Source organism: Pseudomonas sp. P1_F1_2, from assembly GCF_056405815.1.
On sequence record NZ_JBFUBK010000015.1, the window covers coordinates 1 to 13,891 of the forward strand.

At 57.7% G+C, this 13,891-nt stretch carries 16 protein-coding genes; 7 read left to right on the forward strand and 9 right to left on the reverse strand.

Annotated elements, in window-relative coordinates; translation table 11 throughout:
* Nucleotides 1–385 precede the first annotated feature (385 nt).
* Both rhtA and AC1D2P_RS06645 read left to right on the forward strand, forming a co-directional pair.
* Nucleotides 386–1,273: a threonine/homoserine exporter RhtA gene (gene rhtA / locus AC1D2P_RS06640; RefSeq protein WP_477758423.1), complete on the forward strand. Its 888-nt coding sequence runs from the start codon at nucleotides 386–388 to the stop codon at nucleotides 1,271–1,273.
* A gap of 168 nt (nucleotides 1,274–1,441) precedes the next feature.
* Nucleotides 1,442–1,723: a hypothetical protein gene (locus tag AC1D2P_RS06645; RefSeq protein WP_046032344.1), complete on the forward strand. Its 282-nt coding sequence runs from the start codon at nucleotides 1,442–1,444 to the stop codon at nucleotides 1,721–1,723.
* On the opposite strand, the gene AC1D2P_RS06650 is transcribed toward AC1D2P_RS06645, so the two are convergent.
* Nucleotides 1,710–2,282, reverse strand: coding sequence for a TetR/AcrR family transcriptional regulator (locus tag AC1D2P_RS06650; RefSeq protein ID WP_046032345.1), 573 nt, complete (start codon nucleotides 2,280–2,282; stop codon nucleotides 1,710–1,712). The two genes, AC1D2P_RS06645 and AC1D2P_RS06650, sit on opposite strands and share 14 nt — an antisense overlap.
* A 90-nt stretch (nucleotides 2,283–2,372) precedes the next feature.
* Between AC1D2P_RS06650 and AC1D2P_RS06655 the strand changes: the two genes are divergently transcribed.
* Both AC1D2P_RS06655 and AC1D2P_RS06660 read left to right on the forward strand, forming a co-directional pair.
* Entirely contained in the window at nucleotides 2,373–3,101 is a 729-nt protein-coding gene (locus AC1D2P_RS06655) for an SDR family oxidoreductase (protein ID WP_046032346.1), read from the forward strand.
* Between the two features lie 36 nt (nucleotides 3,102–3,137).
* Entirely contained in the window at nucleotides 3,138–3,728 is a 591-nt protein-coding gene (locus tag AC1D2P_RS06660; RefSeq protein WP_046032347.1) for a 2-hydroxychromene-2-carboxylate isomerase, read from the forward strand.
* Here AC1D2P_RS06660 and AC1D2P_RS06665 read toward each other — a convergent pair.
* Complete coding sequence (locus tag AC1D2P_RS06665) at nucleotides 3,725–4,723, reverse strand: zinc-dependent alcohol dehydrogenase family protein (protein WP_477758424.1); 999 nt, start codon at nucleotides 4,721–4,723, stop codon at nucleotides 3,725–3,727. The two genes, AC1D2P_RS06660 and AC1D2P_RS06665, sit on opposite strands and share 4 nt — an antisense overlap.
* Before the next feature lie 106 nt (nucleotides 4,724–4,829).
* Between AC1D2P_RS06665 and AC1D2P_RS06670 the strand changes: the two genes are divergently transcribed.
* Nucleotides 4,830–5,750, forward strand: coding sequence for a LysR family transcriptional regulator (locus AC1D2P_RS06670; protein WP_177412269.1), 921 nt, complete (start codon nucleotides 4,830–4,832; stop codon nucleotides 5,748–5,750).
* On the opposite strand, the gene AC1D2P_RS06675 is transcribed toward AC1D2P_RS06670, so the two are convergent.
* The 4 genes from AC1D2P_RS06675 to AC1D2P_RS06690 form a co-directional block, all read right to left on the reverse strand.
* A complete protein-coding gene (locus tag AC1D2P_RS06675; protein WP_223522815.1) occupies nucleotides 5,743–7,551 on the reverse strand; it encodes an aminopeptidase P family protein in 1,809 nt (602 codons plus the stop codon). The two genes, AC1D2P_RS06670 and AC1D2P_RS06675, sit on opposite strands and share 8 nt — an antisense overlap.
* 64 nt (nucleotides 7,552–7,615) lie before the next feature.
* Nucleotides 7,616–8,773 carry a cysteine desulfurase family protein gene (locus AC1D2P_RS06680; protein ID WP_477811352.1) on the reverse strand — a complete coding sequence of 386 codons (1,158 nt, stop codon included), beginning with the start codon at nucleotides 8,771–8,773 and terminating at the stop codon, nucleotides 7,616–7,618.
* 204 nt (nucleotides 8,774–8,977) lie between these two features.
* Nucleotides 8,978–9,592 (reverse strand): LysE family translocator, encoded by a 615-nt coding sequence (locus AC1D2P_RS06685; RefSeq protein WP_046032352.1) that lies wholly within the window; start codon nucleotides 9,590–9,592, stop codon nucleotides 8,978–8,980.
* A gap of 103 nt (nucleotides 9,593–9,695) precedes the next feature.
* On the reverse strand, nucleotides 9,696–9,965 hold the full coding sequence (locus tag AC1D2P_RS06690) for a hypothetical protein (protein ID WP_077431685.1): 270 nt from the start codon (nucleotides 9,963–9,965) through the stop codon (nucleotides 9,696–9,698).
* 301 nt (nucleotides 9,966–10,266) lie between these two features.
* Between AC1D2P_RS06690 and AC1D2P_RS06695 the strand changes: the two genes are divergently transcribed.
* Nucleotides 10,267–11,370: a sigma-54 interaction domain-containing protein gene (locus tag AC1D2P_RS06695; protein ID WP_109787094.1), complete on the forward strand. Its 1,104-nt coding sequence runs from the start codon at nucleotides 10,267–10,269 to the stop codon at nucleotides 11,368–11,370.
* Here AC1D2P_RS06695 and AC1D2P_RS06700 read toward each other — a convergent pair.
* Entirely contained in the window at nucleotides 11,367–11,732 is a 366-nt protein-coding gene (locus AC1D2P_RS06700) for an antibiotic biosynthesis monooxygenase (RefSeq protein WP_477811353.1), read from the reverse strand. The two genes, AC1D2P_RS06695 and AC1D2P_RS06700, sit on opposite strands and share 4 nt — an antisense overlap.
* A gap of 94 nt (nucleotides 11,733–11,826) precedes the next feature.
* On the opposite strand from AC1D2P_RS06700, the gene soxR reads away from it, so the two are divergent.
* On the forward strand, nucleotides 11,827–12,294 hold the full coding sequence (gene soxR, locus AC1D2P_RS06705) for a redox-sensitive transcriptional activator SoxR (protein ID WP_109787096.1): 468 nt from the start codon (nucleotides 11,827–11,829) through the stop codon (nucleotides 12,292–12,294).
* 84 nt (nucleotides 12,295–12,378) lie between these two features.
* Here the strand turns inward: soxR and AC1D2P_RS06710 are convergent, their stop codons facing one another.
* Entirely contained in the window at nucleotides 12,379–13,149 is a 771-nt protein-coding gene (locus AC1D2P_RS06710) for a MetQ/NlpA family ABC transporter substrate-binding protein (RefSeq protein ID WP_046032357.1), read from the reverse strand.
* 75 nt (nucleotides 13,150–13,224) lie between these two features.
* Nucleotides 13,225–13,890, reverse strand: a complete 666-nt coding sequence (locus tag AC1D2P_RS06715; protein ID WP_046032358.1) for a methionine ABC transporter permease — start codon at nucleotides 13,888–13,890, stop codon at nucleotides 13,225–13,227.
* Nucleotide 13,891 lies beyond the last annotated feature (1 nt).

Consider the following 13,891-nt stretch of genomic DNA (forward strand, 5'->3'; position numbering starts at 1 on the left):
AAGTTTTCAAAGTTTCGCTTGGAAATCTTTAACAACTTCAACCACTTGCGCTTCCGATCACTCGGTAGCGGGAGGCGAATTCTACAGCGTTACACGCTGCTGTCAACACCTCTTTTTCAACTCCTTTCGGACTTCGATGAACTGAAGCCACTCACTGCCGAAAACTGCGTAACTCTTTGTTTACCAAGGAGTTTTCCGTTTCGACTGCGCCGGAAGTGGGGCGAATTATAGACACCCTGAATCTGCCGTCAAGCACTGATTTGGCTTTTCTATCAAACAGCCCAAAATCATTGCCATATATAGACGTACACGCCACGAATGCGCACTATATTGCCCAACTGCACAACAAAGAACTTCCGCTTCCTACTTCGGACGACTCCACGTAATGAACGATCAACCCCGCAGCCTTGCCTCGACCTTGTTCTCGGTAGGCCTGCTCATAATAGCCATGGCGTCGATCCAGTCCGGAGCTTCTTTGGCTAAAAGCATGTTCCCGGTTATCGGAGCTCAAGGAACCACCACCCTACGCCTCATTTTCGCCAGCGTGATCATGCTGCTCCTGCTTCGTCCATGGCGGGCGAAGCTCACTGCAAAATCCCTGCGCACCGTCATCATCTATGGCATGGCACTGGGCGGCATGAATTTCCTCTTCTATATGTCCTTACGCACTGTCCCTTTGGGAATTGCAGTAGCCCTGGAGTTCACCGGGCCATTGGCAGTGGCGATCTATGCTTCGCGCCGGGCAATCGACTTTTTGTGGATAGCGCTGGCGGCTGCGGGCTTGCTGCTATTAATCCCCACAGACGCATCAACCATGGGAATCGACCTGGTAGGGGCCGGTTACGCCCTGGGAGCGGGAGTCTGCTGGGCCCTATACATTCTGTTCGGCCAGAAGGCCGGTGCCGACAATGGTGTACAGACCGCAGCACTGGGCGTGATGATTGCCGCATTGTTCGTGGCCCCTATCGGCATCGTCCATGCAGGGACCGCGCTGCTGACTCCTTCGTTGATCCCCGTGGCCATAGGGGTCGCCATTTTATCCACCGCCCTGCCCTACACGCTGGAGATGGTCGCCCTCACCCGCATGCCCGCACGGACTTTCGGCACATTGATGAGCATCGAACCTGCGGTTGGCGCCTTGTCAGGCTTGTTGTTCCTGCATGAGTATCTATCGCTGTCACAGTGGATGGCTATCTTGTGCATCATTCTGGCTTCCGTGGGCGCAACCATGACTATGGGCAGTGCTGCCAAGCCAGCAGTTGCGGCAGATTGATACAGGATTTAACGCAGGTCTGGTAATTGACGCTCAATTAGGCCATGTTTAGGCCCGTAACCCAGCGCCAGACATGGATTTTTCAGGATAGGGATACCAAAACGCTTAAGCGAAAGCGAATGCAGCCAGACCCGGGCACAAGATCCGGGAACGCTAGTAAGGACAGCAATGAAACGAATTTTGATATTGATCGCCGTTCTGGCAGTTGCGGGTTGTGCGGCGACCTCGAAAACACAAGTCAAACATGGCAAGAAAGGGCTGCATATCAACTGTTCGGGGCTCTCATCCTCGTGGGAAAAGTGCTACACCAGCGCCGCCAACTCTTGCGCACCCAAAGGGTACAAGGTCATTGCCAAGTCGGGGGACGCGGTGGAGGAGCCAGGCGATTATCCGTTCGGTCTCAACCCTGCCGGTTACACCAGCCGCAGCATGATCGTCATTTGCAAATAGGCTGATGCCGCCCCGCAATCTGACGGCCAATCTCGTCGTAACTGGATTTCAACACATTGCGCTGGATGTCTGGCGTTGCCAGCATCCGTGCGACAACTAAAGCACCGATGCATTGCGACAGAATTGCCCAAGCCAGGCTGTCGCTTTCCAGAATACGCGCCCAACTCTCCTGTAGCTGACAAATCCAGCGCTCTGCCTGTTTGCGAACCACCATGTCCGAACGAGCAATTTCCGCGCCCAACGCGGGCAGCGCGCATCCGGATTCCGGATGTTCGACATGCGCCATGCTCAAGTAATGCTTCAGGCATCGCTCAAGTTTTTCGCTCCCCCCATCGGTGCCTAATCGTTCCACGCTTTGACCCAGTTCACGCTCGACGATTGAAGAGAACAGTTCATCCTTTGACGAGAAGTGACTGTAGAAAGCCCCGCCGCTCAAACCGATTGCCTTCATTAATCCGTCGACGCCGACCGTGGAAAAACCTGACTTCTTGGCAGACACCGAACTGCTTTCCAGCAACTTTTGTTTGGTTTCCAACTTGTGATTGGCCGAGTAGCGCATTGCAAGTCCTCAGGATTGATCGTCTTGACGTCTGTGGAATCGTAGCATAACGTTCGTTTAGTTAACGATCGTTTATCAAAGGGGCCACCTATGAATAATAAGAAAGTCGTACTGGTTGTCGGCGCTGGTGATGCTACCGGCGGCGCCATTGCCAAGCGTTTTGCACAGGAAGGCTTCGTCGCCTGTGTCACCCGGCGCAGCGCAGACAAACTTCAGCCATTGGTCGATGCCATCAAAGCTGATGGCGGAGATGCCCATGGCTTTGCCTGCGATGCACGCAAGGAGGAAGATGTAATCGCGCTAGTCGAACAAATCGAAAGCCAGATCGGGCCCATCGAAGCATTTGTCTTCAATATCGGCGCCAACGTGCCCTGCAGCATTCTTGAAGAAACCGCCCGCAAGTATTTCAAGATTTGGGAAATGGCCTGTTTCTCAGGTTTTCTCAATGCTCGCGAAGTCGCCAAGCGCATGGCCAAGCGTCAGCGGGGCACGATCCTGTTCACCGGGGCTACAGCAGGCATGCGCGGTGCTGCGGGCTTTGCTGCGTTCGCTGGTGCCAAACATGGTATTCGTGCCTTGGCGCAAAGCATGGCGCGAGAACTCGGCCCGATGAATATTCACGTTGCTCACGTCGTTGTCGACGGCGCCATCGATACTGACTTCATCCGTGAGAGCTTTCCGGAAAAGTACGCAACCAAGGACGAAGACGGCATTCTTAACCCCGAGCACATCGCCGAAAACTATTGGTATCTGCACAGCCAGCCACGGGACTCCTGGACATTCGAGCTGGATTTACGCCCCTGGAGCGAACGCTGGTAAGCCCTCCCCTACAACAATAAACAGAGTGCACCGACCATGAGCAAAACCGTGGAGTTCTTTTTCGACCTCGGCAGCCCGGCCACCTACCTGGCTTATACCCAGCTACCGAAAATCTGCGAACAAACCGACAGCCAATTGATTTACAAGCCAATGCTGCTGGGCGGCGTGTTCAAAGCCACCGGCAACGCTTCACCGGCGACCATCCCGGCCAAGGGTCGTTATATGTTTCAAGATCTCGACCGCTACGCAAAACGTTACGGTGTACCACTGAAATTCAATCCGCACTTCCCCATCAACACACTGATGCTCATGCGCGCAGTGACTGGAATTCAGTTACGTCAGCCCGAACGTTTCCCGGCGTTTATCGACTGCCTGTTCACTGCCCTCTGGGTCGAAGGCCGTAGCCTTGATGATCCTGCCACCGTTGCCGCCGTGTTGACTCAAAACGGTTTTGACCCGCAAACAGTCCTCGCCCTGACGGCCGATGAGGAGGTCAAAGCCGCTCTCAAGGACAATACCGAGAAAGCCATACAGCGCGGTGTATTCGGCGCACCGAGTATGTTCGTCGGCGATCAGCTGTTCTTCGGCCAGGATCGGTTGGACTTCGTGATTGAAGCCCTGAGTTAAATCTCGATCACTAACCGCCCCTTCGCTGCTCCCGAAACGAGCATTTCATGAGCAGCCTCGGCAGTTTCCAGCGTGAACTGCCGAGAATCGAGCAACGGCTTCAACTGACCCGCCTCAATCAACCGCGCCGCTTCATTAAGAATCTGGCCATGACGTTCAAGTCCCTTCCCCGTCAGCAACGGCAATAGCGTAAACACCCCGGAATAACTCGCCCCACGAAACGAGAGCGGCGCAAGGCTGTGCTGCCCCCAACCCAGACAGCTCACTACATGCCCCTCATAAACCCGAACGGCCTTGAACGAGTCATCCAGCACCGCGCCACCCACCGTGTCATAGACGATATCGAAGCCCTCCCCGGCCGTGAATTCAGCCACATAGCTTTCAACCGAAGACGCGCGGTAATCAATAAACGTTGCACCGAAACTTTCGATAGTTGCCCGCTGCCCCGCTGAACCGGTTGCGAACACGTCAGAACCGAACGCCCGGGCAATTTGCACAGCCACATGTCCGACACCGCCGCCGCCGCCATGGATCAGCACCTTCTGACCGGCCCGCACCCGAGCCCGATCAACTAGCCCTTCCCACGCGGTGATCAATACCAAAGGCAGCCCTGCGGCCTCGCGCATACTCAAGTTGCCCGGTTTGCGTGCCAGAAGCCGCGAATCGACCACCGCGAACTCCGCCAGGGAACCCTGCGCGCCACCGATACCGGTCGCCATCGCGAAGACTTCATCACCAGGCATCCATCCACTGACGCCCTCTCCCAGCGCCTCAACTGTCCCCGCTAAATCCATGCCCAATACGGCCGGTAACGGCTGACGCGCATGAGCAGCTTGCCCCGCACGAATCTTTCCATCCAAAGGGTTCACCCCGCTGGCCTTGATCCTGATCAGCACCTGACCCACTCCCGGCACGGGCCGCGACAGGGAAACCAAGCGTAAAGGCCCATTGGCCGAGTCAACAATCAGAGCGCGCATTTCAAGTGAGTCAGTCATTTCGCAGATTCCCGTCAGAAGTGTGTGTGCGGGATTCATCTTCGTCCAGATCACTCATGCCGATAAGACACCATATAGCTATAGTACGTATGCCCATTTGGCATCAATGAGAACTCCCGTGGACACACTCAACGCAATGGCAACCTTCGTCCGTGTCGTCGAACGCGGCAGCTTCTCGGCCGTCGCCCGGGAGATGCAGACCAGCCAGCCGACCATCAGCAAAATTTTAAAAGCGCTCGAAACCAAACTCGGCACAAAGCTGATTAGCCGCAGCACCCGTCAACTGTCACTGACGGATGAAGGTCAGAGGTACTACGACGAATGTCGCCAAATCCTTGCAGCGGTGGACGCGGCAGAACATCGTTTTCAATCAGGACGCGAATCCATTTCCGGCAACTTGAAAATCGGCTCATCCGTGAGTTTCGGGCGCCTGCAGATTGCACCGCGCCTCCCCGACTTTCTAAAAACGCACCCTCAGGTTCAAATTGACCTGCAACTCAGCGATCAAAACCAGGACCTGGTCAGTGAAGGGCTGGACGTGACATTCAGAATCGGTGAGCTGAGCGACAGCGGTCTGCTCGCACGCCACATCGGCACCACCCACCGGATAACCGTTGCAGCGCCTGAGTACCTCAAGCAATTCGGCCAGCCCCAAACCCCGGAAGACCTCGGCGCGCACAACTGCCTGCAATTCAACTTGCTGAACAGTCAAAACCTATGGATTTACAAAAGAGGCGCCCGGCAACACGAAGTACGCATCAAGGGTAACGCGCAAAGCAACAACTCCGAGGCGATCCGCGAGATGGTGCTGGGGGGATTGGGGATTGCGTTGTCGCCAGTCTGGCTGTTCAGTGAGGATCTGAAGGCCGGCCGGGTGAAAGCCATTTTGCAAGACTACACGACGCAGTCACTGCCGATTCATGCAGTGTCCCCGGCGAATCGTCGCCAATCCGCCAGGGTTAAAGCATTTGTCGACTACATGAGCCAGGCGCTCGACCAAGCGCCTGACCTCCAACCCGTCAAATAGCCGCGGTGCGGGTGTTCAACCACTCAAGGGCGGCGCCATCGAGCAATGGACTCAAGCGTTCGCGCACCTCGGCGTGGTAAGCGTTGAACCACTGCTTCTCTTCCAGAGTCAGCAGCGACGGCTCCAGACAGCGGGTGTCAATCGGGCATAGCGTCAGGGTTTCGAACTTGAGGAACTCTCCGAACTCGCTTTTGCCCGCCTCACGGTTCAGCACCAGGTTCTCGATCCGCACGCCCCAACGCCCCGGACGGTAAGTGCCCGGCTCGATGGAAGTGATCATGCCCGGCTGCATCGCGGTTTGCGGCGCAGCAGCGGCCTGATAGGCGATGACCTGCGGGCCTTCGTGAACATTGAGGAAATAGCCAACGCCATGGCCAGTGCCGTGACCGTAGTCGACGTTTTCTGCCCAGATTGGAGCGCGTGCGATAGCATCCAGCAGCGGCGACAAGATCCCTTTGGGGAATTGCGCGCGGGACAGTGCAATCACACCTTTAAGTACTCGCGTGCAGTCGCGCTTCTGCTCATCTGTCGGAGTCCCCACCGGCACCATTCGCGTGATATCGGTAGTGCCACCCAGGTACTGACCGCCGGAGTCGATCAGCAACAGGCCGTCACCCTCGATCACCGCGTGCTCTTCTTCGGTCGCGTGGTAATGCGGCATCGCGCCATTGGCGTTGAACGCGGCGATGGTATTGAAGCTCAGCGACACGTAATCGGGACGTCGGGTACGCGCGGCAGTGAGGTGCTCGTCGATGGTCAGCTCGGTGATGCGTTCACGACCCAAGGCCGAGTCCAGCCACGCGAAGAATTCACAGAGGGCGGCACCGTCCTGCTCCATGGCCTGGCGAATGTGCTCGGCATCGGCCAGGCTTTTCTGCGATTTGGCCAGCGTGGTCGGGTTCAGGCCTTCGACCAGTTTTACGCCGGCATCGAGGTTGCCCAGCAAACCGGCGGTGACACGCGCCGGGTCTACCAGCAGGCTCGTGCCGCTCGGAACGGCGCGCAAGGCAGCGTCCACTTCACTGTAATCACGCAGGATCACACCGTCTTGTTCCAGTACCGCACGCAGCTCGGCATCGACTTTGCTCAGTGCCACGAACAGGGTTGCCTGCTCCTGGCTGACCAGGGCGAAGGACACGAAGACCGGGTTGAACGACACGTCTGCGCCGCGCAGGTTGAACAACCAGGCGATGTCATCGAGGGTGGCGACAAAATGCCAGTCAGCGCCTCGATCTTTCATTACCTCGCGCACCTTCGCGAGCTTTTCGCCACGGCTGACCGTCGCTTGCGGTGGCAAATGTTGATAGATCGGCTCGTTCGGCAACGTCGGGCGATCGCTCCAGACTTCGCTCAACAAATCGATATCGGTACGCAGGCGGGCGCCACGCTCTTCGAGCTTGCCACCCAGCGTTCGCGCCGAGGCCACGGCCATGACCGCACCGTCCACCGCGACGACGCCACCTTCTGGGGTTTGCTCGGCCAGCCAGTCCAGCGGGCCTGGCTGGCCCGGCTGCAGCTTGACCAACTCGATGCCGCTGCCTTTGAGCTCCTTGGTCGCTTGCTCCCAATAACGGCTGTCGGCCCAGACGCCAGCAAAGTCCGGCGTCACGATCAGTGTGCCGACCGAGCCATGGAAGCCCGACAACCACTGCCGTCCCTGCCAGTAGCCTGGCAAGTATTCCGAGAGGTGCGGATCGGCCGACGGCACCAGCAAGGCATGAATGCCTTCGCGGCTCATCAGTTCGCGGGTTTGCGCCAGGCGCTGGGGCACCGATCCATTGATCGAAGGCTGYGTACTCATCATGTCTCCTGCTAATCACTTCAGCTTATTGTTGAGTGCCGATCTGAGTCGGCGCTTTAAGGCGCTACTGCCAGAATGCCGGGGCACTGGCGCAGGCGGCTTTGATCAGGTGCACCGCTTGGTCGATGTCTTGCTCGGTGGTGAACCGCCCGAGACTCAAGCGAATCGTGCGGCTCGCCGAGCGGGCGTCATGCCCCAGGGCCAGCAACACATGGGATGGAACGTTGCTGGCAGAGTTGCAGGCCGATGTCGCGGAAAATGCGATCGAATGGCTCAATGCCGTGGAGTTGAACTCGCCTTCGCTGAAGGTCAGGCTCAGAGTATGGGGAATGCGTTGGGTCGGGCTGCCATTGAGACGAACGCCGGGAAGGCTCAGCAGTTGCTCAAGCAAGCGCTCCCGCAACCGGACGATCGTGGCTTTCTCTTCATCGAACGCAGCGCCAGCCAAGGCGAAGGCCACACCCATCGCTGCGATCTGATGAGTCGCGAGGGTGCCGGAACGTAAACCGCCCTCGTGACCGCCGCCGTGAATCTGCGCCTGCAAGCGTGGTTGCGCGCGCGGGCCGACGTACAGCGCGCCGATGCCTTTGGGGCCGTAGATTTTGTGGGCGGAAAACGACATCAAATCCACGGGCAGGTGGGCCAGATCGATGGCCACTTTCCCTGCACCTTGAGCCGCGTCAACGTGAAACAGCGCATCGCGGGCGCGCACGACTTCGCCGATGGCAGCGATGTCATTGAGCGTACCCAGTTCGTTGTTGACCAGCATCAGCGACACCAGAAAGGTGTCTTCGCGCATCGCTTCGCTGACCGCTTGCGCCGTGATCAAACCGTCGGTGTCTGRCACCAGATACGTCACCGCCACACCGGCGTCCTGTAACTGTTTGGCCGTGTCGAGAATCGCCTTGTGTTCGATCTGGCTGGTAATGAGGTGCCCGCCACTGACGCCGCGTGCCGGGGCCACGCCCTTGAGCGCGAGGTTGTTCGATTCGGTGGCGCCGGAGGTCCAGACGATCTGGTCAGCGGTAGCGCCCACCAGTTCGGCGACCTGCTGCCGTGCGTGGTCCACCGACCGCCGAGCCTGCTGGCCATAAGCATGGGAGCTGGACGCCGGGTTGCCGAAGTTGCCGGTAAAACCCAGACACTCGACCATGACCTTGATGACCCGCTCATCCACCGGCGTGGTGGCGGCGTAGTCGAAATACAACGGACGTTTATTCATAAAAGACTCGCAGAGCGTGTTCCGGGATCAGGAAGCTCATAACGGAAACGTCAAAGCGCAGCCTTGTGAGCTGCGCCGATACTTCAGCACGTTAGAAATACCTGATCGGAAGCCGTTAAAGAAGAACAACTTCATTTAAAAGTGCGTAGGAACGCTCCTGAAGTCGAGCTTAACAGGCATCGGGCAACCGGATGAAGCAATGCGTCAGCTAAAGCTTTCAAGAAGTAACGGATACAGAGAAGCCACCAACAGCAGGGCCATGCCCCAATTGAACAGGCGCAACCAGCGGCGGTCCTTCAACACATTGCGTAACAACGTGCCGCACCCGGCCCAGATACCAACGCTCGGCAGGTTGATCACGGCAAACACCGCCGCAATGATGATCACATTGGTGAAATAGCCCTGCATCGGCGTGTAGGTACTGATGGCACCGATGGCCATGATCCACGCCTTGGGATTGACCCATTGGAACGCCGCTGCGCCCAGGTAAGTGATGGGTTTGCTTTCGCCGTTCTCGCTCTCGGAGACCGGACCTGAATGGGCGATTTTCCATGCCAGATAAAGCAAATACGCCGCACCGACGTAGCGCAACACGGTGTAGAGCAAAGGATAGGTTTGAAACACGGCGCCGAGGCCGAACCCGACGGCGACCACCAGGACAAAGAAACCACAGGTGACGCCCAACATGTGCGGGATGGTGCGGTTAAAGCCGAAGTTCACACCCGATGCCAGCAACATGGTGTTGTTGGGGCCGGGAGTAATCGAGGTGACAAGCGCAAACAGGGCCAGGCCCATCAGCAGATCGAGTGAAAGCGTCATGAGCGGCGGTCCATAAGGGTCAATCGGGTGTTAAGACCCTATCGCACGCCTTGCCGGAAACCCACGGACAGTTTCGGAAAACTTCGAGCGGTACAGTTCTTGATCAGCTTGGGCGACCGTGAAGCTGTACAGCACGCTCGGCGTTCATCTCGCCTTGTTTATCGAAACCAAAGGATTTTTGCGGCTGCCCGAGCAAGGCGGCTTTCCTGGCGTGGTACTCCTCAAAAGACAGACCACGACGGTTCAATTCCTCAAGCGCCAGTTCCTTGGATTCTTCGGCGGTATATGGCCGCAATTCCGGAGACACATGGCTGGCACAACCGGCGAGAACAGAGAGCGCGAGCAGCAGGAAAGTGGCGGTGAGAGTGTTCATTGTTAGCGTCCTGGCATCTGGGTTCGGGGCAATGAACACAGGCTACCTGCGCGGCTTCAAGGGCAGAAATCAACGCTCTCGATAGTGGCTATCAACTTTGGCAAACGTCGTTCTGTTCTCAACCTGTATATCTCCAAAAGATCTATAAATATTTATTTATGTTCTTTTACGGAATAACAGACTCTCTTTATAACACCTCCAGCGCCTCACCCACTGCCGACTGGCCCGCGTCCCATGTCTTTCAAACGAGAGGCTGAGTCAGGACTTGTTTTCATAGCCATTTCCTCATGGAGCGACCCCCATGCAACTGCTGACCTTGCCGCCCTCACCCGCGCTGGCGACCTCGATCCGCGCCACCGCGCAGGTGTTCGAAGATCCGAAATCCCAAGCCTTGCTTGCCCATGTGCAGCAGGTCGCGCCCAGCGAAGCCAGCGTACTGATCAGTGGCGAAACCGGCACTGGCAAGGAGTTGGTGGCGCGGCACATCCACAACCTGAGTACCCGACGCAACCGGCCCTTCGTGGCGGTGAATTGCGGCGCATTTTCCGAATCGCTGGTTGAGGCCGAATTGTTCGGTCACGAAAAAGGTGCATTCACCGGCGCGCTGAACGCCAAGGCCGGCTGGTTCGAGGAGGCCCACGGCGGCACGCTGTTTCTCGATGAAATTGGCGACCTGCCAATGGCGATCCAGGTCAAGCTGCTGAGGGTGCTGCAGGAGCGTGAAGTGGTCCGACTCGGCTCGCGCAAGAGCATTCCCATCGATGTGCGCGTAGTGGCGGCGACTAACGTGCAATTGGAAAAGGCCATCAACGCCGGGCATTTTCGCGAGGACCTGTATTACCGACTCGACGTGGTCAGCCTGGACCTCAGCCCGTTGCGCGAACGCCCCGGCGACATCCTGCCGCTGACCCGGCATTTCATCCAGGTCTACAGTCAACGCTTGGGTTACGGCAGCATCACCCTCAGCAAAGAAGCCGAACTGAAACTGCGAGGCTACAGTTGGCCGGGCAACATCCGAGAGCTGGAAAACGTTATTCACCACACGCTGTTGATCTGCCGTAACGGCGTGATTGAACGCGATGACCTGCGCCTGTCCAACATGCGCATCGAGCGTCAGGATGACCAACACGTCGGCACCGATGATTCACCGGAAGCCATGCTGAATCAGGCCTTTCAAAAACTCTTCGCAGAACAGGCCGGTGCACTGCATGAAAAAGTCGAAGATGCGTTGTTGCGCGCAGCCTATCGCTTCTGTCATTACAACCAGGTGCACACCGCTGCCCTGCTGGGTCTGAGCCGTAACGTAACCCGCACGCGGCTGATCAAAATCGGCGAACTGGCAGTCAACAAGCGTCGGGTCACGGAGAATGTCCAGGGCGAGCGCGTGATGCAGTTGTCGATTTAGCCCACCAGATTGCAGTGCAGCGCATCATCGGGGCCAAGCGCCAAGCTGTGCAGCACCTGGAACGAACCGAACGTCACGGTTTTCGCCTGGTGGGCGCGGATCAAACCCCAGAAATCCTGCTCACCCCGTTCAAAGCTGCGAAATGCGGCTTCACCGGCTTCGCGCGTTTGCCATTGCAAGTAGTTGAGTACCCGCCGGCCATCATCGCTGGCCTGGATACTCGCACTCAAGAAGCCACTGAAATCCCGGGCCAGGYGCTCGGTCTGCAGGGACAGGGCCGTCACCAGCGCCGGTTGCCGATGGGGCTCGATCTCGAATTCGATCAATTGGGTGAAGCCGCGGTTGTTTGCTGACAATTGCATGAACAGTCCCCTTCATGTGTAAACCGATTGTTGCGATCCGAAGGCCTGCAGGGTAAAACCTCTAGCTAACTAGAGGTCAATAGGCAATGTTCAAATGATCACCCCGGAAAATCTGCATAAAGAACTCACCGTTGGCCAACTGGCCGCCCGCAGCGGTGTGGCGGTCACGGCGCTGCACTTTTATGAGTCCAAGGGTTTGATCAAAAGCAACCGCAATCAGGGCAATCAGCGGCGCTATCCACGAGAAGTGTTGCGGCGGGTGGCGTTGATCAAAGTGGCCCAGCGTCTGGGAATTCCATTGGTGGAGATCGGTGAGGCGCTGAAATCGTTGCCGGATAACCGGGCGCCGACGGCGGCAGACTGGAAGGCGTTGTCAGCGCAGTGGAGCCGGGATCTGGACGCGCGGATCAATCAGTTGATGTTGCTGCGCGACAAGCTCAATGGCTGCATCGGGTGTGGATGTCTGTCGATGGAGGCGTGTCCACTGCGCAATTTTGGCGATGTGCTGGGGGAGCGTGGGCCGGGCGCGCAGCTGCTGGAATCCGCTGCAGAACCGAAATAGCGACGCGGCCTTCGCGGGCAAGCCCGCTCCCACAGGTACAGTGGTGAACTTGTTCGCGAAGGCGACCTTCTGGTCGGCGAGTGTTTAGAACCCCGGCGCAATTTGCCCTTTATAGCGGGTCAAGATGAACTGCCGCACTTCATCCGAATTCAATGCTTTTGCCAGTTTCTGCAAGCCAGGATCATTGATGTTATCCGGCCGTGCCACCAGAAACTCGATGTACAAGCTCTTGCCCTTCTCGACGATCAAGGCGCTGTTGGTGTCGATCCCCGCTTCAAGTGCGTAGTTGGCGAAGACAAAGGCCAGGTCGACCTGACTCACCGAGCGCGCCAGCAATGCGCCTTCCAGCTCACGAATCTTCAGGTGTTTGGGGTTTTCGATAATGTCCCGCTGGGTGGCCAAGGTGTTGCTCGGGTCCTTGAGTTTGATCAGCCCGGCTTCGTGCAACAGCACCAGCGCACGGCCGGTGTTCACCGGGTCGTTGGGGATCGACACGGTGGCGCCATCCTTGAGCTCGGCGATGTTTTTGATTTTGGTCGAGTAGGCACCGAACGGTTCAATGTGCACGCCGACCACCGGCACCAGATCGGTGTGGCGAGTCTTGTTGTAATCATCGAGAAACGGGCGGTACTGGTAATAGTTGGCGTCGAGGTTCTTCAGGGCCAATTGCTGGTTGGGCTGGATAAAATCGGTGAAGACTTTGATGTCCAGGTCCACGCCTTCCTTGGCCAGGGTCGGTTTGATGAACTCGAGGATTTCCGCGTGCGGCACCGGGGTCGCGCCGACGATGAGTTTTTCGTTGGCGTGAGCGCTCAACGACACTAAGGCAGCCAGAATGGCCAGGGTCTTTTTCATGCTTTGCTCCTAGACAGATTAAGTGGCCGTCGTGGGGTGGACGTGGGGCCTGTTGTATTTTTTTGGATCGAATATTTAACGTCGGCTGTAACGCGCCACCAGTCGGTCGCCGGTCATTTGCAGGGCCTGAACCAGAATCAGCAACAGCACCACCGTGACCACCATGACGTCAGTCTGAAAACGCTGATAACCGTAACGAATCGCCAGATCGCCCAGTCCGCCACCGCCAATCACACCGGCCATCGCCGTGTAATCGACCAGCACGATCGCAGTCACGGTGACCGCCGCCAACAGCCCTCCCCGTGCTTCGGGCAACAAGGTGTGGCGGATGATCTGCCACGTATTCGCGCCCATCGCCTGGGTCGCTTCCACGACACCGCGATCCACTTCGCGCAACGCGGTTTCCACCAGCCGTGCAAAAAACGGCGTGCAGCCGACCACCAGTGGCGGAATGGTCCCCGGCACACCGAGCGAGGTGCCGACCAGCAGTGTGGTCAGGGGAATCAACACGATCAGCAAAATGATGAACGGCAGCGAACGCAGCATATTCACGACCACCGACAGCACACGGTAAACGCCGACCGCTTCATGCAACTGGCGCTTGCCGGTCAGAAACAGCACCACCCCCAACGGCAACCCCAGCAGCACGGTGAACCCCAGCGCCGCACCGAGCATGCTCAGGGTGTCGAGGCAGGCCTGGGCGATGTCGGCCCAATAGATATTTTTCAGCAACTCGGCCATC